Raw genomic sequence first — 20,540 nt, forward strand, 5'->3', positions numbered from 1 at the left:
ATATTTTTGGTGATTCCTATATTGATGTTGACTTTGTCCCAGGTCTTGGACTACCATAAAAAACGACCTACAAATACTGTAGGCCGCTTATTGTTTACTATAGAAAAAGAGGATCTTTACTCCTCTTCCATGGGTTTCATTTTAAAGGTTTCCATAAACTTGGTGGTGTAATTACCGGAAACATAATCTGGCTCGTCCATTAACTGCCTATGGAAAGGAATGGTTGTTTTTATCCCTTCGATTACAAACTCGTCCAAGGCGCGTTTCATTTTATTGATGGCCTCTTCTCTTGTTTGGGCTGTTGTTATCAACTTGGCTATCATCGAATCGTAATTGGGCGGGATAATATATCCGCTATACACATGTGTGTCCAAACGCACACCATGTCCACCGGGAGCATGCAACGTAGTGATTTTGCCTGGCGATGGCCTAAAATCGTTATAAGGATCTTCTGCATTGATCCTACACTCAATAGAATGTAGTTTCGGAAAGTAATTTTTCCCTGAAATAGGCACTCCGGCGGCTACCAGTATTTGCTCTCGGATTAGGTCGTAATCTATTACCTGTTCCGTAATAGGGTGCTCTACCTGGATACGGGTATTCATTTCCATAAAATAGAAGTTCCGGTGTTTGTCCACCAAAAATTCTACGGTCCCGGCTCCTTCGTATTTTATATATTCGGCGGCTTTTACGGCAGCTTTCCCCATTTTTTCACGGAGTTCATCGGTCATAAAAGGGGACGGTGTTTCTTCCGTAAGCTTTTGGTGTCGACGCTGCACCGAGCAGTCTCTTTCTGAAAGATGGCAAGCCTTACCAAATTGATCTCCCACAACCTGTATTTCTATGTGCCGCGGTTCTTCAATAAGTTTTTCCATGTACATCCCGTCGTTTCCAAAGGCTGCACCTGCTTCTTGCTTGGCACTTTCGTATGCTTTTTGTATGTCTTCTTCTTTCCAAACGGCTCGCATCCCTTTTCCTCCACCGCCTGCGGTGGCCTTTAGCATAACGGGATAGCCCATTTCTTTTGCCAATTTCTTGGTTTCCTCTAAAGATCCCAATAACCCGTCTGATCCAGGCACTGTTGGTACCTTAGCTGCTTTCATGGTTGCTTTTGCACTTGCCTTGTCTCCCATTTTTTCAATCATTTCAGGTCCGGCACCTATAAATTTTATGCCGTGCTCTTTACAAATTCTTGAAAAATTAGCATTTTCTGACAGGAAGCCATACCCCGGATGAATCGCATCGGCATTGGTAATTTCTGCAGCTGCAATAATATTGGATATTTTAAGATATGAATCTTTGCTAGGTGCAGGGCCAATGCAGACGGCCTCATCGGCAAAACGAACGTGTAAGCTTTCTTCATCTGCTTTAGAATACACGGCTACTGTTTTAATCCCCATCTCTCTGCAAGTTCGAATTACACGAAGTGCAATTTCGCCTCTATTTGCAATCAATATTTTTTTGAACATCTCTTGAAACTTTAAATTATCGATTCTAAATTTTAAATTATTTTAAATGACGCACTTAAAGTCATCATTCAAAATTGAACATTCAAAATTTCTATGATGGGTCTACCAAAAATAATGGCTGATCGAATTCTATAGGAGAAGAGTCGTCAGCCAATACTTTTACGATTTTACCAGATACTTCCGATTCAATTTCATTAAACAGTTTCATTGCTTCAATGATACAAAGAACATCTCCTTTTGCAATGGTATCGCCAACTTCAACGAAATTTGGTTTGTCTGGTGATGGCCTTCTGTACAATGTCCCTATGATCGGCGACTTTATTGTGATGTACTTACTATCGTCTTCAGTGGCTTTAACCGGAGTGGCCTCGGCCTCGGCTTGAGTTGCCGCTGGTGCCGCTGCAGGTTGTGGAGCTGTACCCTGTTGGGGCATTGGCTGATTTACAGGAATTTGTTGAACATAGGTAGTAGCTTCTCCTTTTTTGTCCTCAGACCCTGTTTTAATGGTAATCTTCACATCCTCCATTTCAAGCTTTACTTCGCTTGCGCCGGATTTTGCCACGAATTTGATTAAACTTTGAATCTCTTTTAAATCCATGATTGAGTTTTGTTAGTAATTTGAGTTCTGTTATGCGTTATATGCCCATTTTAAATAAATGGATCCCCAGGTAAAGCCACCGCCAAAGGCTGCAAATATTAAATTGTCCCCTTTTTTTAATTGCTTTTCGTAATCGTTGAGCAATAAAGGCAGGGTTGCCGATGTGGTGTTACCGTATTTTTCAATGTTAACCATTACGCTGGACGGATCGAGGTTTACACGGTTGGCCGTAGCATCGATAATGCGCCTGTTGGCCTGGTGTGGCACTAACCATTGGATGTCATCTTTTGTAAGGTTATTGCGAACCATTATTCTTTCTGCAACATCTGCCATATTTGACACGGCAAACTTGAAAACTGTTTTCCCGTCTTGATATACATAATGTTGCTTGTTTTTCACTGTTTCTTCTGAGGCCGGAAGTATGGATCCGCCAGCATCGATCTTTAAGAAGTCCCTGCCAATGCCATCGCTCCTTAAGTATTCGTCCTGCAAACCTAGCCCTTCTTCATTGGGCTCGAAAAGTACGGCCCCGGCGCCATCGCCAAATATAATACAGGTTGTCCTGTCTGTATAATCTATAATGGAAGACATTTTATCGGCCCCTATGAGTAATATCTTTTTATATCTACCTGCTTCTATATAACTGGAGGCGGTAGACATTCCGTATAAAAAGCTGGAGCATGCTGCCTGTAAATCGTATGAAAATGCGTTTATGGCCCCTATTTTCGAGGCTACATAAGCAGCAGTTGCCGCCACGGGTAAGTCGGGGGTTGCAGTGGCTACAATAACCATGTCTATTTCTTGCGGGTTTGCGCCGCTTTTTTGAAGTAGATCTTCTGCTGCCTTAATGGCTAGATAAGAAGTCCCTTTACCTTCTTCTTTTAAAATGTGCCTTTGTTTAATTCCAGTTCTTGAGGTAATCCACTCATCATTCGTATCCACCATCGTTTCCAACATCTGGTTGGTCAATATATATTCGGGCACATATGCTCCTACAGCTGTAATAGCTGCTTTAAGTCTATTCATAATTCGCTTAGTTTTTATCAAAAACGTGCAAAAATTCGATGAAAATCAGTCCAAATTACTAATTTTTATTCGAATAGTGGTGCAAAATAGGGCGTTTTTGACTTTTAGAAAAATTTTGAATAAAAAAACTCCCACTTCTTGTGAGAGTTTTATTCTTTTTACTAAAATTTCATGTTATGCTACTTCTTCAGTAGTGTTGTCAATAAGCACTTGGCCTCTGTAATAAAGTTTACCTTCGTGCCAGTGAGCTCTGTGATACACGTGCTGTTCCCCTGTTGTTGGGTCTGTAGCAATTTGAGGAGCAGTAGCCTTGTAATGCGTTCTTCTCTTATCTCTTCTTGTGCTAGACTGTCTTCTTTTAGGATGTGCCATTTTAAATCTTTATTTATCCGTTAATAGTTTTTTCAATTGATCCCAACGGGGATCGGTTTCACCGTCGTTATTCTTTTTTTCTTCTTTTGGTTGAAACTCTTCCAGTTTCTCCAAGATCTCTGTCGATAAAGTCCCGTCTTTCACCCCTGGGTGTACCCTTTTGCTGGGAACCGAAAGTACGATCATCTCATAAATGTATTGTGCTACATTTATTTGATGCTCGCCATGGGGGATTATAAGGATTTCTTCGTTTTCATCGTTATATTCCTCCCCGAACTTTACCAATAAGTGAAGCTTTCCTTTTATTTTTTGGTCGTACGGCTCATTGGACAAATCGCAATTTACGTTTACAGACCCTTTGTTTTCAAAGGTTAACTCCAGCATGTTGCTTTTTTTGTCCAATATAAGTTTAACCTTTACGTCTGCATTGTTATACTCGTCGAACTCGAAAGCATCAAAGAACTTTTTCTTAATTTCAAAATCGAACTGGTGTTTTCCTTGTTTTAATCCTACAAAAGGAATCTCAAACTCCTTAAACTTCTTCATTGTAAACATCAGTTTTAAAAACCTTACTCCTTAATTATAAGGCGGGTGCAAAGATATAAATTTTTATTTATGATAATAATCTTATTAACTTTTTTTTGTTTATAACTTTCCTGTCGTCTTTTCTAAGGGATTTTTGGTTAATTCGTTGTATTCTTCTCTATTTCTATATATTGAAATTGCCGTAAAAACGGCTTCTTCAAACGATTTATGGTTGGCCTCTCCTTTTCCTGCAATTTCAAAGGCGGTTCCATGGTCGGGAGAGGTGCGCACTTTGGACAGTCCGGCCGTATAGTTCACCCCTTTTCCAAACGATAAGGTCTTAAACGGGATTAAGCCCTGATCGTGATAAGATGCCAAAATAGCATCAAATTGATGGTGTAGCCCGGAACCGAAAAAACTATCGGCGGCATAAGGACCGTATACCAGTTTCCCGCTGTCGTTTATTTTATTGATTACGGGGCGCAATACCTCATCGTCTTCTTTGCCAATGACACCATTATCCCCTGTATGTGGATTGATGCCCAAAACAGCAATCTTTGGTTTACGTACCCTAAAATCCTGTACCAAAGAATTATATATTTTATTGATTTTCCCTTCTACCAATTTTGGGGTTATCTTATTGCTTACTTCTTTTACGGGCACGTGGTCTGTTAACAATCCTACTTTTAGGTCATTGGTAACCATAAACATTAATGCCTCTCCTTCGAGCTCTTGCGCAAGGTAATCTGTATGGCCCGGAAACTTAAATTCTTCCGACTGTATGTTGTGTTTGTTTATAGGAGCGGTCACCAATACGTCTATTTCGCCGTTCTTTAACGCCGTTACGGCAGCCTTTAACGATAAAAAAGCATATTTCCCTCCTTCTTCGGTCTCTTTTCCCGGCTCTATGTTCGGGGTTTCTTTCCATACATTTACCACATTGAATTTTCCGGCGACTACCTTGACTGCCGAATCTATACCGTTATAAGCAAGGTTCATGTCGAGCATTTTACGCTGGTAATTTATCACCTTGGTAGAACCAAAAATAACAGGAGTGCATAATTCCAACATTCTATTGTCTTCAAAGGTCTTTAAAATTACCTCGCACCCAATTCCGTTTAAATCCCCAATGGAAATCCCTACCTTTATGTTATCGTCGTTTTTCATCTGTTTTTAATTTTAGGTTTTTTGGGAAACAGCTTGTTTTTTAATTTTCCGTTTTCCCGAACCGGCACGCAAATTTGGTCATCTCTTTTGACGTATGGCCCAAAAACACCCCTATGCTGGTTTTAACCTTGCATGCCCTTGCCCTCTATCCCCTACTTAAACAAATAACTATTGTAGTTTGCGGTACTATTTAGTAGGTTTGTTATTGTATTTGCGACTAACCATTTTACTTATGGACATATGCAAATTTAATTAATAAAAATAGAAATGTTTACGGGAATTATAGAAGAGTTGGCATTGGTCACCAATATTGTAAAGGATGAAGAAAATATACACCTTACCATAAAGAGCACTATTACCAACGAATTAAAAATAGACCAGAGCGTTGCCCATAATGGGGTATGCCTCACGGTAGTCTCGGTTAACGGAGACGAATATGTGGTTACCGCTATTAAAGAAACCTTGGACAAAACGGCTTTGGGCAGTTTAAAGGCTGGAGATGAAATTAACTTGGAGAGGGCCATGAAAATGGGTACCCGCCTTGATGGGCACATTGTTCAGGGGCATATAGACCAGACTGGGGTTTGCAAAGGTATTGTTGACGAGCACGGAAGTTGGCGTTTCACTTTTGCTTACGACCCGGCAAAAAGCAACGTTACCATTGAAAAAGGCTCTATTACCATTGACGGCACTAGCTTAACGGTGGTAGACTCTAAGTTAGATGAATTTAGCGTAGCTATTATTCCATATACTTTTGAACATACCCGTTTTAAAAATTACAAAATAGGCGATGTGGTAAACTTGGAGTTTGACGTCATCGGGAAATATGTTTCTAGGTTGATGGAATTACGAAAAAACAATTGATCTGATCATTTCATTTTTTTTTGCAGGAGTGATTGAGCGCGTGTTTGAGCTCTCCCCGGTGTTTTCATCCGGAAAGCAGGTAAGTAACGAAAGCCAGGCCCGAAGACCCAATCCATGCTAAATTGGCGAGGGGTACGTCCTGAATAAAAATCAGTTTGTTTTTATAAGTTTAAACTCCGACCGTCGGTTTTCTTTATACGTCGGTTTGTTGCACGGTCCTTCGGTAAAACATTTTGTTGCCAGTTGTGCCTCCCCTTTTCCCTGGGAAGTTATCCTGTTGGCTGAAATCCCATGGGAAATAAGGTAGTTGGCCGTTGCCTGCGCTCTTTGTTGCGACAGTTTTAAGTTGTAACTGGCCTTGCCAATTCTATCGGTATAAGAAGCGATCTCAAGGCGATAGCCTTTATTGTCCGTTAGGAACGCTACGATTTTATCGAGTTCTTGCTTGGCATTGTCTGTTACGTCCGATTTGTCAAAACCGAAATATATCTCGTTTAGGGCCAAGCGCTCGTTAAGGCTTTCTGTTTCCAGCGTAAAGTTGTAGGTTTTGCCGCTACCGGTCTCGATAACGGTGTCGATAGGCAGAAACCCTTCTTTTTCAATATGAAGCGAAAGTTGGGACCCGCAATCGAAATTTTCACCGAGCATATAATTTCCTTGGGTGTCGGTTGTGGTCCTGTATGTTTTTTTGTGGTTTGAAATAACTACCATAGCATTTTCCAACATGCTTCCTTGGTTGTTGGCAATATTCCCGGTTATGGTGCTGAGGCAATTGTTGGCGAACATATAGATGTCGTCGCTCCCGGTTCCGCCTTTGCGATTGGATGCAAAATAGCCGCTTTTTCCATCTGGGTACATGGTGATGCTAAAATCGTCTTGTGGACTATTGATCCCCGCGCCAAGGTTGGCAACGTTTTGTATTTGAAGCTGACCATCGATTTCGGCAGAAAAAATATCGAACCCGCCCAAACCAGGTTGTCCATCACTTGCAAAATAAAGCTTTCCTTGGGGGCTTATATACGGAAAACTCTCCCGGGACTCTGTATTGATCTGTGCCCCTAAATTAGTAGGTTCCCCATAACTCCCGTCTGTATTTATGGTAACTGCGTAAATATCGGACATACCTTTGCCTCCGGGCATATCTGAAACAAAGAACATTACGGTTTCTTCTGTATTTAACGTTGGGTGCGCCACCGAATACTCATCACTGCTAAATGGCAGGCGCCTTAAGTTTGCCCATTCGCCATTTTCCATGACGTCTGCTTGAAATATCTGCAAGCGGTTTATGTTGTCATTTCCGTTTATCAGCTTTTTTTTATCGGCATTGTTACGGGTAAAATAGACTTTTTTGCCGTTTTTGGTAAAAAAAGCCGTCGACTCGTTGTATTTTGAATTTATTTTTTTTGGGAGTTTGGTTGCACGGTTTCCCCTATCGTTAACAGTATAGATATCGGTAAATGCACGGTAGTTCCAGCTTTGAACATTTTTGGCCAGAAAGCCTGTGTCCCTAGCAGAAGTAAATACAATATTGTTTTCTGTTATCGAAGGTGCATAATCTGAGTAAGGGGAATTAAATGCAACATGGGAAACTGTATATTTTGAAGAGTCCTTGAAAATACGCTCCAAATACAATGGGTTTTCTTTGTACAACTTCCCTCTTATATCGTTTGGGTAGTTTTTTGCAAGCTCGCCGAGCATGCTATTTGCCTTGTTGAATTGCCGACCTGCTTTTAATGACTGGGCATAACGATAGTAATAATTGGCTTCGGGTTTTTCGCTTTCTTCCATGAGTTGTTGGTACCAAGAAGCCGCTTGTTCTGGTTTGGCCATATAATAATATGAATTGCCCAGTTTTTTGTATAGCTCTGGAGAAGAATATCCCCTGCTGGCTATACCTTCATATAGGTTGATTGCTTTTACATAATCAAACTTTTGGTAGACTTTGTCTGCCTTTTTTAATTTTTTATCTTGTGCCTTTAAACCAAAGGAAAATGCAAGGGAAAGGAATACTATAATGAAAAAGCACGGTTTCATGCGGGGGAATGTTGGTTTTTAAGTGTGCATAACAAAAACATATTATTTATATTTATTTGATATGTAGGTTACGGGGGACCTTTTTTTGTTATACACACATTTTATGATGTAAATATTTAACAAAAATTGATACATCGAACATTTTTTGGGTGAACTACAAATTTATATGGTTAAAATGATGGTTGTGAATAGGGTTAGCCAACAAATGGACATGGATTATGGTATTTATTTTCGCAATGTAATTCTGACATGCATTCATGTTGTAATTAGTTTATAGAGCATGGAAGAACAAGGTCTTTTATAGCCAAGCACAATTTAACTTAATGGAAAGTTAAACACATACTACGAGAAGTATCAAATCTATTGAGTCAACGCTCTATTTTCTAAAGAGAAGATTAGAAAATACGGTTAGATTATTTATATATCAAAATCAATTGATAATAGAGTCCCATGTTTTCATTAAAATGTAATATCTTGTATTGCATATTCTAATTAACGAAAAGAACAAGCCCCATGGTTCAGACTAACATATATAAAAAAACTATCTTACTAACAGCATTCGTTGTTTTTATTGTAGCCATATTGGTTATTTTTGGATGGTTTTTTAAAGTTAGGGCCTTAACAGGAGTCATCTCAGGGCTTCCCACTATGAAATTTAACACTGCTTTTTCCTTTTTATTATTAGCAATCACTATCTATTGCGTACAGCAAAAAAAAAGTACCACTATGGTATTTTTTTTGAACGCGTTCTTGTTGTTAATAAGCGGTTTAACTTTTCTTCAGGATATAGGAAATTTTAATTTAGGCCTTGATCAATTAATTGTGCCTGATACCAAAGGAGAAATGCTAGGGAACCCCACACCCGGCAGGATGTCCATGGCTACATCGCTATCTTTCATCCTCCTGAGCTTGTCTTTGTTTTGTATTATATGGAACAAGCAGCAATTTAAAAGTATCATGGCATACTTCCCACATGTTGTCACTTTTTTTGCGTTTTTGGCTATAATAGGATACACTTTTGAAGTTTCGACAATAGATAAAATTACTTTTATTTCGTCCATGGCCATCCATACCGCTATTGGTTTTTTCATGGCAAGCATAGCGGTTTCCTTAATGTTCCCATATTATGGGATTACAGAATTGTTTATTGGCAAAAAAATCGGAAACCATGTAATGCGTAAATTATTTTTCCAGTTGACATTCACGACACTTATAATTTCTTATATAATACTTTATTGCTACAGAAAAGGCTACTTTGCAACCGACTTTTCAATTGCGCTCCTCGGTGTTTCTTTTATAGGAGTAGCTTTATTGATATTGATACTGGTTGTTAATTCCATGAACAAACTCGAGCAGGAAAGAACGAGAGTTGAAGAAGAACTGCATATTACAACCACCTATTTAAATGCAACTCCAGACCCCATAATTATAGTTGATAGAAATGGGGTAATACAACTTTCCAATACGCTCATGAAAAAGGTATTTGGATATGATGAATTTGATTTAAAGGGGGAAAATATAAACACGTTGATTCATGAAGAGTCCCGAGAAAAACACAGTCTTCATATTGAAGATTATATGATACAACAAAAAAATAAAGATCAAGATATTTCTGAAATAAATAAGGCCAATCATACATCGATGATCGAGTTGAAGGCCTTACATAAAAACGGGGATGAAATCCCTGTTGAAATGACCCTAAATTCTATTTGGACCAAGAATGGTATTATTACATTAGTGGCCTTCCGGGATATTTCACGCAGGGTATTGGCAGAACAAAACTTTAAAGCTGCAAACGAGAAAGTACTAACTGCACTAGACGCATCGATTATTGGCATATGGGATTTGGATGTTGTTAATTCAAAAATAACATGGGATGAAACCATGTATAAATTATATGGATTATCTCCTGACAATGCTGAAATTTCATTTGGTATATGGAAGAAAAGCTTACATCCAGATGATAAAAACCGTGTCCTGGACCTGCTTAACGATGCTTTAGCAAACAAAGCCACCTACGATACCGATTTTAGGATTGTATGGCCAGATGGTTCTGTGCATTACATACGCGCGAAAGGTTCCCTCCACAGAAATGCTGAAAACGAGCCTCTAAGGATGTTGGGTACCAACTGGGACATTACCGCCCAAAAAGAATCTCAACTAGAACTGGAAAGCAGTATTAAGCAAAATAAGCTATTTATTGATGAGGCCCCCTCTGCAATCGCCATGTTTGATACCAATATGATATACCAAGCGGCTTCAAAAAAATGGCTAAAGGATTATGGGATTACTGAAAATGTAATTGGGAAGTCTCACTATGACGTATTCCCTGAAATAGGAGACGATTGGAAAAAAATACATCAAGAATGTTTGCAAGGAGCAATCAATACATGTGACGAAGCAGTATTTGAAAGGGCAGATGGCACAAAGCAGTGGATTACGTGGAAAGTAAAACCATGGTATAAAAAAGCCAATGAAATAGGAGGCTTGTTGATGTATACTGCAAACATTACCCAATTTAAAAAGAATGTTTTAGAACGGTTGCGGTTACAGGACATGCTCGACCAATCGAATGAAGTAGCCAAAATAGGGAGTTGGGAATACGATAAGGAAACGGATTATTTGGCATGGAGTGCCATGACAAAAAAAATACACGAAGTTCCCGAAAGCTATGCTCCCAACAGGGACGACGCTTTTAACTTTTACCAAAAAGAAGATGCCGAAAAATTACGCACAGCCACCGATGAGGCTTTACAGAAAGGAACTTCTTTCGATTTGGAGCTTCGTTTTATTTCAGCTAAATCCAATAGAAAATGGGTCCGCATAATTGGCCGTACCAAAAGCTTTGACAAGAACAACAAAGTATATGGAATTGTACAAGACATAAGCACTATTAAAGCATACGAATCTTCATTAATTATTGCCAAGCAAAAAGCGGAAACAGCAAATAAGTCTAAATCGGAGTTTTTGGCTAACATGAGTCATGAAATCCGAACGCCCCTTAACGGCATTATAGGCTTTACAGACTTATTGATGAAAACCAGCCTGTCCGACAGTCAAGGGAAATATATGCAAACAGTATATAACTCTGCCAACCATCTCCTGGACATTATCAATGACATATTGGACTTCTCTAAAATTGAAGCAGGGAAATTAGAACTCAATATAGAAAAAGTAGACATCTTGGAACTATGTAGCCAAACAATGGACATTGTTAAACACCAGGCACATGCCAAAGGGCTTGAAATTTTATTGGATATTTCTTCAACTGCCGATCGTTTTGTGTATACCGACTCAGTTCGCTTACGACAAATTTTAACAAACCTCTTGGGAAATGCTGTAAAATTTACACATCAAGGAGAAGTAGAAATGGAAGTAAGGTATATATCTCATGCTCCGGATAACGAAAAAAAGAGATTTATTTTTTCCATAAAAGACACCGGAGTAGGTATCGCTTCGCATAACCTCGCTAAAATTTTTAATGCCTTCGACCAAGAAGATGCATCTACAACCAGAAAGTATGGCGGAACAGGTCTTGGGTTGACCATAAGCAACCGTTTGTTAGAACTTATGGGAAGTAAATTGGAAGTAAAAAGCGAACCGGGCAAGGGAAGTACCTTTTCTTTTGTTATTGACTTTAAAACCGAAAAAGGTGAATTTGAGATTATTAGTACGCAATACGAAAAAGTAAATAACGTATTGATTGTAGATGATAACGAAAACAACCGAACAATTTTAATAGAGATGCTTCAAGTAAACGAAATAGCCGTTGTAGCAGTTTCAAACGGTATTGAGGCCTTGGAAATATTAGAAAAACAAAATGATTTCGATTTGGCCATAATCGATTACAATATGCCATACTTAAACGGCATTGAAGTGATTAACCATATTAGGAATAATTTTAAGTTAGGTAGCGACCAATTGCCTATTATGTTACTGCATAGTGCTGTCGATGACGAGATCATAAATAAAGCCTGTAAAGAGCTGGAAGTGCAATTTAACATTACAAAACCTATTATATTTCATCAATTATATAATGTAATAGACCGCATTGAAAAACCACAAAAGAAGCAGGATATAATTACTATTTCAGAGCAAACCTCATTAGAAAATATAAGCTGTACTATACTTATTGCCGAAGATAATCCTGTAAACAAACTACTGGCTAGAACCTTGATACAAAGAATCTTGCCTAAGGCAACACTCTTGGAGGCCAATAATGGACAAGAAGCTGTTGGACTTTTTAAAAAGAATACGGTCGATTTAATATTTATGGACATACAAATGCCAATAATGAGTGGTTTTGAAGCAACAAAGGAAATACGTACCTTAGAAAAAGATAACAGCCATGTGCCCATTATTGCGTTAACGGCAAGATCCATAAAAGGCGAAAAAGAACGGTGCTTAAAGTACGGGATGGACGAATATGTTTTAAAGCCAGTAGTTTACGACACTATAAAAAAGGTATTATTGGATTATTTAACAAAGAGAGAAACATCATAATTAATTTTTTGTTCAATTCTAGTTTAGAACTTAACTTTTAATTAAAGACCAACATTTATCAGATCAAGTCCCAATGTCAAAGCAATTACATATTTTATTAATAACCAGCAATCAATCTGACATAGATAGGCTCTCCGTTTTGTGCGTGAATTACGACTGGATTATAGAGTCTTCAAAAAATAGTTTTCAGGCCATACAGAAAATTAAAGACACCCCTTCTTATAACTTCCTTATCATAGACCATGAAGTAGGGCCGCTTACCTCAATTCAGTTATTGGATTATTTATCAATGGAGCTTAATCTTAATATGCCGGCAGTCCTTATAACAGAAAAAGAAGTCCATGGGGACCTTAATAACGAAGAGCCTTTCTTTATTATAAACAAGCCTATTACAGAAAAGGATATAATGAATATCGTGTCTTTTGTGAACGAATCATCAGAAAATTTAAAAAAAGGGGCAAAACCATATTCACTTAATTATTTAAAGCAATTATCTGACAATAACACTGCCTTTATACTCGAATCCCTACAGATTTTTAAAGACTCCGTATACACAAAACTCAACGAGCTAAAACAGGCAGTAAAAAATCTTGAATTCAAGACCGCCCGAGAAATAGCACACAATATCAAGCCCTCGTTTGAAATGCTGGAAAATGATCATTGCAGAGTACTGTGCGATAAAATATGCTACCAGGCCAAAGATGAGGAAATATCGGCCTTGGCCGAAAAACTTAATCAAGAATATTTAAACATTATAGATGAACTAAAAAAAGAGTTTCCCAAGCTTAATTGAAAAAATGAAAAAGAAAATATTAATTATTGAAGATAATCCAATGATTGTAAAATCGTTGGAATTTAAATTAACCAAGGATGGATACCAAGTGGTAGTGGCACAAGATGGCAGGAAAGCATTAAAAATACTTGAAACCGATGCTTTCCAGCTTGTTATAACCGATTTAATGCTTCCTTTTATTAATGGCATAGAACTTATTGAGCACATAAAAAACAACATCCCCGAATTGCCCGTTATTGTGCTTTCTACTTCAAAACAGGAGGAAATTATTATGGATGCATTTAAAATGGGTGTCAATGATTTTATTACAAAACCATTCAGCCCCAATGAATTATCATTAAGGGTGAAAAGAACTATAGAAAACAATTGATTTTTTTGAATTCACTCGAACATATAGTAAACGATTGGCCATGGATACTAAAGTTAAATGCACTCTTTATAGTCCTATTTCTAGTATTTATAATTATGGTTATCTGTTCCCTTGTCTATCTTCGTATTTATAAAAACCAACGGGAAAGGCACAAAATTTCGTATCAAGAAAATGCAGATGAATTTTTAAATAATTATATGTTTAACGATGATTTTGATATTAAAAATGAAATCGAAACCTTTAAATCCAAACATTTAAATACCCCCTTAAAGAAAAAAATAACCCTTCGGCAGATTTTAATATATAATGAAAACTTTAAGGGAGAATCGTCCGTTTTAATAAAAAAAGTGTTCCAAGAACTGGAACTCGATCAATTTGTGTTCAACATATTAAAAAAAGGGAGTTGGTATGCTAAGGCGCGGGCAATATATGTCTTATCAGAACTGTTAGTCAAAGAACCAAGATTAGTATCGCCCTATTTAAATGCAAAGCATGAAGAAGTTAGGGAACAGGCTATTTATTATTTTTTAAAAACTGCCACCAACAATCCCTTGTCATTCTTTAAAAATTTAAAAACTGAATTAACCCTATGGGAGCTTGTTTACATTGAAGATAGTATTAAATATGCTTACACAGGGGAAACTCCAGACTTTTCCATATGGTTAGACCATCATTTAATTACAATCCGCATTTTTTCAATTAAAATGATCCAACAATTTAATCAATTCGAAAATATTCCCAAGATAATTCCTTTTTTATACCATGAGAATCCACATGTACGAAAAGAAACAATCCGTGCCCTGTATAAACTTCATTATGAAGCTTTATTGGAGAAGGTAATTCCAAGTTTTAAAGATGAAGAAGAGGTTGTTAAAAGCGAAATAATAAAAGCAATTCAGGCATTGGGAAGAATTGATCAGTTAAAAGAACTGAAGTCCCTTATAAGCAATCAGGACAAGAGGACAGAGCTTACCTATTTACAAGTCGAAAAGAATTTCATGATTAACTAATATATAAAACCAAGGAGCTATTATAAATTTAAACCAAATATCGGAAATACTTAGTTGGCTATTTTTAGTTTATGGGATAATAATATGTTCGGGATATATTTTTTCGGCGATATTTTCTTTTTTCGAAATTCGGGATTATAAAAGAAAGTACAATTTAAAAGACGAAGTGGCCTTGTTACAATCCACAAGCTTACCATCTATTTCAATACTGGCACCAGCCTTTAATGAAGAAGCAAACATTGTAGAAAATATCAGGTCGTTGCTGACCATTAATTATCCTTCCTATGAAATTGTTATTATTAACGACGGCAGTAAAGATGAAACTTTAAACAGGCTCATTAAAAGCTTTCATTTAGTAGAAGACGATGCATTGCATTATAATTTCATTCCGACCAAGGAAATAAAAAAAGTATACAAGTCCAAGAGCAAGTCTTTTAAAAATTTAAAAATAATCGATAAAGAAAACGGGGGCAAGGCCGATGCGCTCAATACCGGTATAAATGTATGTAAACACGGAATTATATGTAGTATCGATGTTGATTGTGTTTTGGAAAGTGACGCACTTTTAAAGTTGATAAAACCATTTTTAAATAATAAAAAGAAAGTCATAGCTTCTGGAGGGGTTATACGCATTGCCAACTCATGTATTATTGAAGATGGAAAGGTTATAGAAGTAAAGTTGCCCAATAAATTTGTGGCAAGAGCACAGGTCATAGAATATTTTAGGGCATTTTTAATGGGAAGAATGGCTTGGTCCCGAATGGATGGATTGCTGCTTATTTCCGGGGCTTTTGGAATGTTTGACAAAAATACGGTTATGGAAGCCGGCGGTTATAACACCAATACCGTTGGCGAAGATATGGAGCTTTTGGTACGCATGCGAAAAATGATGAGAGCCCGAAATGAAGCATATACCGTTGGGTTTATACCAGACCCATTATGTTGGACAGAAGTTCCACAAGACTGGAAAGTCCTGCACCGGCAACGCAACAGGTGGACAAGGGGAACGGCAGAGACACTCTGGCTTCATAAAGCTATGATTTTTAACCCCGAATACAAGGTTCTAGGAATGCTGAGCACTCCTTATTGGTTGTTTTTTGAATGGCTGGCACCATTAATAGAATTTATAGGAATTATTTTTTTTATCGTTTTACTATGCCTAGGTCAAATAGAATGGCTTTTTGCTTTAAGTTTCTTTTTGGTTTCCTACTGCTTTGGCATTTTATATTCGGTTACGGCCTTATTGTTTGAAGAATATTCATTTCAGCAATACAAAAAAACCAATTACATATATAAATTAATAATTACGGCGTGTTTAGAGCCTGTTTTATACCATCCCTTTATACTTTGGGCATGCTTGAAAGGGAATATCGATTTATTTCGAGGAAGAAAATCATGGGGTATTATGAACAGGACGGGCTTAAGAAATGCGGCAAAATAGATAACCTAATAATTAAGATATTTAAAATGATTCATTTTATGATGATAAGGAATCCATCGGTAAACTTTAGTAGCCTGAAAAAGACTGGATGTTTGTTAATTTGTTTGTTGACGATTTTTGTTTCTTCGGCACAAGAAGAGGCACTAACCAGCGACGAACTTTTTGTACGGGCACGTACAGAAGCTTTTGACAATAATGATTATACTGAAGCCATCAGGTTGATGAAAATCGCTACCAAAAAAGCCCCTGATTATGCAGATTTAAGTATCTTCTTAGGAAGGTTATACACATGGACAGACCAAACGGATAAGGCACGGGCTACTTTAAGTAGCGTTTTCGAAAACAACAAAAGCTATACTGATGCCGCAATTGCTTATGCAAGTTTAGAGTATTGGAACGATGATTCCATAAGAGCCCTGCAAATTGTGAACACCGCCTTGGAGTACAACCCAAATTCCGAAGAACTGCTGATTCTCAAGTCCAAGATTTTAATGGATTTAAAAAAATACCAAGAGGCCAATAATACGCTTAATATTGTACTAAAAAACAACCCAAAATCCACCAAGGCCCGATCGTTAATGCAAAATGTGCGCATGGAATCGGCTAAAAACGAAATAGGCATTTCGTATGAGTTTGTATATTTTGACGAACGTTTCGACAAACCTTGGCATTTAGCCAGCATTGATTATTCAAGGCAAACAAAATATGGTTCCATAATAAGTCGTGTTAACTATGCCAATCGGTTTGGTACGGGAAGCACCCAATTTGAATTAGATTTATATCCAAGAATATCCAACACCTTTTATGCGTATTTGAATGGAGGAATTTCCAGCGATAAAGGAATTTTTCCAGAATACAGGACAGGTTTTTCCTTATATGCCAATCTCCCAGCAGCCTTTGAAGCTGACGCAGGTTTTAGGCTCCTAATATTTTCAGACCAGACATGGGTATATACATTGGGGATTGGAAAATATTACAAAAATTATTGGTTTAATTTCAGAACATACCTAACGCCTTCAGATAGTGGCGTGTCCAATTCTTATGCATTAACGGCACGGTACTATTTTGCTGGAGCCGATGATTATTTCAGTGTGAAAGCAGGAACAGGTTTTTCTCCCGATGATGCTACCAATAATGTATTGTTAAATAGCAATGCCCAACTCAAGTCTATTAATTTTTCACTGGGCTATAGAAAACTCATCAAGAAAACCCATGTAATATTTGCACAAGCAACGTACGAGAATATTGAATACGCAACAGACACCAAAGGAAATCAATACTCTATAGGAGTAGGGTATATTAAAAGATTTTAAAAGTGAAGAAGAACGTTATACTTGGTATTGCAATAAGTATTTTATGTATCCCTCTGTTTATGTGGGTTGCCTGGTTGTGCAGCCCCAAACAAAAACTGGTCATTGCAATTATAGACAAAACCGTAGTCAATAAAGGCACGCAAGAACATCTTTCCCTATCCTGGGTTTTGAATCACAATAAATTTTCTAAAACCTCTAAAGAGCTGTATAAATCAGATCGGGATTATTTTGGTTTTTTCCCTCTCAATGAAAATAAATATAAAGTTAAGGGGTTGGAAAGGTTTTCTTTTGAACAGCTTGAGCAGTTAAGCCTTGATTGTGATGCCGTATATTATACAGATGCTTATGGGCTATACAATATGGATTGGTATAAAGAAAAAAAGCCTTATGGGATTTTATATGGCGGCTTGAGCGATCAAGACATTGAGTTTTTACAATTAATGAAGCAAAAAAAGAAACCAATAATTACAGAATTTAATATATTGGGAGACCCTACCGATATGGAAAACAGGGAGAAATTCGAAAGTTTATTTCATATACAATGGACCGGTTGGTCGGGAAGATATTATAAAAGTTTGAACAAAAAAGTAAATAAAGAGCTCCCTACGTGGGTTGTAAATAATTATGAAAAATCAAACAATGCAACATGGTCTTTTCAAAAGGAAGGGATTGTTTTGGTAAAAGGGGCACAAGTAGTAGTCCTCGAAATGGAAAAGGAGCTAAAGACGGCACATCCTTTTATTGTAAGTAACAGCAAAGCTCAATCCATGTACGCGGTACCCGAAAAGATAAATTATACTTTTTGGTTTGACATTATAAAAATAGATTCCAATTATAATGAATCCAATGCCGTTTACCATTTGGATGTTACTAAAAAAGGGAATATGATTTTGAAAAAGAATAATATTCCAAACAGTTTTCCTGCCGTAACAACCAACAAATCGGGCTCTTATAAGTTTACTTACTTGTCTGGTGATTTTTGTGATAATAAGATATCATTGAACACCTCTTATTTTAAAGGAATAGAAATCTTTCAAAGTACTTTTTACGATTCGGAAAATTTAGAAAGCCAGAAGGAATTTTTTTGGAGGTTCTACAAGCCAATGATTAGTAATATATTAAAAGATTATATCCATGAATAATTTCAAAAGGCCTAGCTTCCATAAATCCTCAAGATATTTGTTTTTCAAGTGCTTGAAAGCAATCTTCCGTAATCCTTCCAAGGAAAGACCCAATTTTATTTTTACGTTTTTTTTTCATACCTTAATTTAAGATTTAATCTGTGGTATGTATAAGAGATATTTAAATAGATTATGTTACTCTTTGTTCATACTGTTTTATGCAAAAAAAAATTAAAAAAGGCCTCAATGAAAAAAGCAAAGAATATTGGCATGCTCACCTTCCTCGTTTTACTAGTTGCATGTCAGTCTAATGACGACAATTCCGATATCCAAGAACCGGGAGAAAGTAATGTTATCTTAACTGATAACAATCTTTCCGAGCGTGTTAAATTAGAACACATAGGCGTAATCAGTATTAAAGGTGCTCCAGAAAAAAACCCAGAAGAATCTTCAGAAAAGAGCTCAAATAACGTTCCTGGCGAAAATTTAAAGGCTAATGACTTTCCCCTAGTACAAATTGCCGAGGTTTCTGCACCTGTTTACAAAGGAACCACTTTAAGGGCAACACATGTAGAAATTAACGAAACATATGCATATGTTTCTTATAATGTAGAAGGCGACACCTATTTAGGTGCCATTGATGTAATAGACATTTCTAACCCCCTTAATCCATCGGTTATACTACAGGCCATCTTCCCAAATACCGATATAAGTTCAATTGATTATTACCAAAACGCCTTATATATAGCCGGTGCAAATCCTTCTATAGCCAATGATGGTACAAATCCGGCATTTTTAATAAAAATGTTGCTAAATGATGGCCTTCCAACTGAAAACCTAAGTCTAATGGATATGCCTGGTTATGTTGCCACCGATGTAATTGCCAATACCAATGGCATATTTGGTGTCTCTGGAGACAACGGGGTCTTGGCAAAATACAACCTTGGAACTCAACAATTAGACAATGATGTTTCTTTGCCCGATTTAAGAGCTGTAGGAAATTATAATAATAAAATTGTTGTGCTAAGCGGAACAGAAGGAATTCATATATACAACGCAGGCAACCTAAACAAAACCAACAGTTTTGCAACAAGTAAAGATATTGCAGAAGCAAAACGGACTATAGATTTTTTTGACAATAATGTTTTAGTGGCCGAAGGCTCAAAAGGTATAGGCATATACAATATAAATAATGGCTCTAAAATTACTACGATTAAAATTTCTGAAGTCGATCCCAAGGAAAATATCGACCCAAATGATTTGGTTACAAATGCGGTCTCTGTTGAAGATAAGCACATATTTGCAGCAAGTGGTGCCGGTGGCGTTTCGGTCTATACTATCAACGACAATATTAGCGACTTAACTACCATTGGAACGTTAAATCTCGAAGGGTCGGCAAACTATGTAAAAAGTGCTAATGATTATATTTTTGTAGCTGATGGAAAAGGCGGTTTAAAAATTCTTAAAGCAGTGGCCGAAACAGATTCGAGCAGTGGTATTGTTTGTACTGACTATCCTGTATTTAAAGGGGGGTATTGGTTAAACGTAAACTCTAATTCAGATGAAGCATATAGTGGTTCTGCTAGTTTGATGGGAATTAATGTAAACTCCAAAGCTCATTTAATTTTCTGTGGCGCACTAGCTGTTAATAAGGGGATTAACATAAATAGTGAAGGAACTTTTTTAATAAAAGGAACCTTAGCACAAGGAACCTCAGAAGCCCCATACAATGCTTTAATTGTAAACAACAAAGGAATACTGCAAATTGAAGGCAGTTTAGTTATATATGGAAATATGATTTTAAACAATGGCGCTACATTAGAATTTTTAGGCAATGATTCTTCCATTACCGTATATGGTAACGTAATAAAAAATGGCAACATTACTATTACCGGTAATTATACCGATACATTTAATAGCTTAGAATAAGTCGT

Annotated in this window: 16 protein-coding genes; 9 read left to right on the forward strand and 7 right to left on the reverse strand. The window is 37.1% G+C overall.

From position 1 onward, the window contains the following. Positions 1-116 precede the first annotated feature (116 nt). From accC to pdxA, 6 genes are all read right to left on the reverse strand, one after another. Positions 117-1,469: an acetyl-CoA carboxylase biotin carboxylase subunit gene (gene accC, locus PSF86_RS10440; protein WP_277900018.1), complete on the reverse strand. Its 1,353-nt coding sequence runs from the start codon at positions 1,467-1,469 to the stop codon at positions 117-119. A 91-nt stretch (positions 1,470-1,560) separates the two neighbouring features. After that, positions 1,561-2,067, reverse strand: a complete 507-nt coding sequence (gene accB / locus PSF86_RS10445) for an acetyl-CoA carboxylase biotin carboxyl carrier protein (protein WP_277900019.1) — start codon at positions 2,065-2,067, stop codon at positions 1,561-1,563. Positions 2,068-2,097: 30 nt separating this feature from the next. After that, entirely contained in the window at positions 2,098-3,093 is a 996-nt protein-coding gene (locus PSF86_RS10450; protein ID WP_277900020.1) for a beta-ketoacyl-ACP synthase III, read from the reverse strand. A 174-nt stretch (positions 3,094-3,267) separates the two neighbouring features. After that, positions 3,268-3,465 carry a 50S ribosomal protein L32 gene (rpmF, locus tag PSF86_RS10455; RefSeq protein WP_277900021.1) on the reverse strand — a complete coding sequence of 66 codons (198 nt, stop codon included), beginning with the start codon at positions 3,463-3,465 and terminating at the stop codon, positions 3,268-3,270. Positions 3,466-3,474: 9 nt separating this feature from the next. Continuing rightward, the gene (locus PSF86_RS10460) at positions 3,475-4,011 is read right to left on the reverse strand and encodes a YceD family protein (RefSeq protein WP_277900022.1); all 537 of its coding nucleotides are present in this window, start codon (positions 4,009-4,011) and stop codon (positions 3,475-3,477) included. Between the two features lie 99 nt (positions 4,012-4,110). Beyond that, positions 4,111-5,157: a 4-hydroxythreonine-4-phosphate dehydrogenase PdxA gene (gene pdxA / locus PSF86_RS10465; RefSeq protein WP_277900023.1), complete on the reverse strand. Its 1,047-nt coding sequence runs from the start codon at positions 5,155-5,157 to the stop codon at positions 4,111-4,113. A gap of 267 nt (positions 5,158-5,424) precedes the next feature. On the opposite strand from pdxA, the gene PSF86_RS10470 reads away from it, so the two are divergent. Continuing rightward, positions 5,425-6,021: a riboflavin synthase gene (locus PSF86_RS10470; RefSeq protein WP_277900024.1), complete on the forward strand. Its 597-nt coding sequence runs from the start codon at positions 5,425-5,427 to the stop codon at positions 6,019-6,021. A gap of 150 nt (positions 6,022-6,171) precedes the next feature. Here PSF86_RS10470 and PSF86_RS10475 read toward each other — a convergent pair whose 3' ends face one another. Next, a complete protein-coding gene (locus PSF86_RS10475; RefSeq protein ID WP_277900025.1) occupies positions 6,172-8,055 on the reverse strand; it encodes an OmpA family protein in 1,884 nt (627 codons plus the stop codon). 726 nt (positions 8,056-8,781) lie between these two features. Here PSF86_RS10475 and PSF86_RS10480 point away from each other — a divergent pair. The 8 genes from PSF86_RS10480 (at position 8,782) to PSF86_RS10515 (ending at position 20,535) form a co-directional block, all read left to right on the forward strand. Next, positions 8,782-12,558, forward strand: a complete 3,777-nt coding sequence (locus PSF86_RS10480; protein ID WP_277900026.1) for a response regulator — start codon at positions 8,782-8,784, stop codon at positions 12,556-12,558. Positions 12,559-12,631: 73 nt separating this feature from the next. After that, a complete protein-coding gene (locus PSF86_RS10485; protein ID WP_277900027.1) occupies positions 12,632-13,351 on the forward strand; it encodes an Hpt domain-containing protein in 720 nt (239 codons plus the stop codon). Positions 13,352-13,355: 4 nt separating this feature from the next. Then, the gene (locus tag PSF86_RS10490) at positions 13,356-13,721 is read left to right on the forward strand and encodes a response regulator transcription factor (protein ID WP_277900028.1); all 366 of its coding nucleotides are present in this window, start codon (positions 13,356-13,358) and stop codon (positions 13,719-13,721) included. A gap of 5 nt (positions 13,722-13,726) precedes the next feature. Beyond that, positions 13,727-14,731, forward strand: a complete 1,005-nt coding sequence (locus PSF86_RS10495; protein ID WP_277900029.1) for a HEAT repeat domain-containing protein — start codon at positions 13,727-13,729, stop codon at positions 14,729-14,731. Positions 14,732-14,753: 22 nt separating this feature from the next. Continuing rightward, positions 14,754-16,172 (forward strand): glycosyltransferase family 2 protein, encoded by a 1,419-nt coding sequence (locus PSF86_RS10500; RefSeq protein WP_277900217.1) that lies wholly within the window; start codon positions 14,754-14,756, stop codon positions 16,170-16,172. Positions 16,173-16,210: 38 nt separating this feature from the next. Further along, positions 16,211-17,485, forward strand: a complete 1,275-nt coding sequence (locus PSF86_RS10505; RefSeq protein WP_277900030.1) for a YaiO family outer membrane beta-barrel protein — start codon at positions 16,211-16,213, stop codon at positions 17,483-17,485. Positions 17,486-17,487: 2 nt separating this feature from the next. Beyond that, positions 17,488-18,627, forward strand: a complete 1,140-nt coding sequence (locus PSF86_RS10510) for a hypothetical protein (protein WP_277900031.1) — start codon at positions 17,488-17,490, stop codon at positions 18,625-18,627. 225 nt (positions 18,628-18,852) lie between these two features. Continuing rightward, the gene (locus PSF86_RS10515) at positions 18,853-20,535 is read left to right on the forward strand and encodes an LVIVD repeat-containing protein (RefSeq protein WP_277900032.1); all 1,683 of its coding nucleotides are present in this window, start codon (positions 18,853-18,855) and stop codon (positions 20,533-20,535) included. Positions 20,536-20,540 lie beyond the last annotated feature (5 nt).

Source organism: Galbibacter pacificus, from assembly GCF_029603165.1.
Classification (GTDB): domain Bacteria; phylum Bacteroidota; class Bacteroidia; order Flavobacteriales; family Flavobacteriaceae; genus Galbibacter; species Galbibacter pacificus.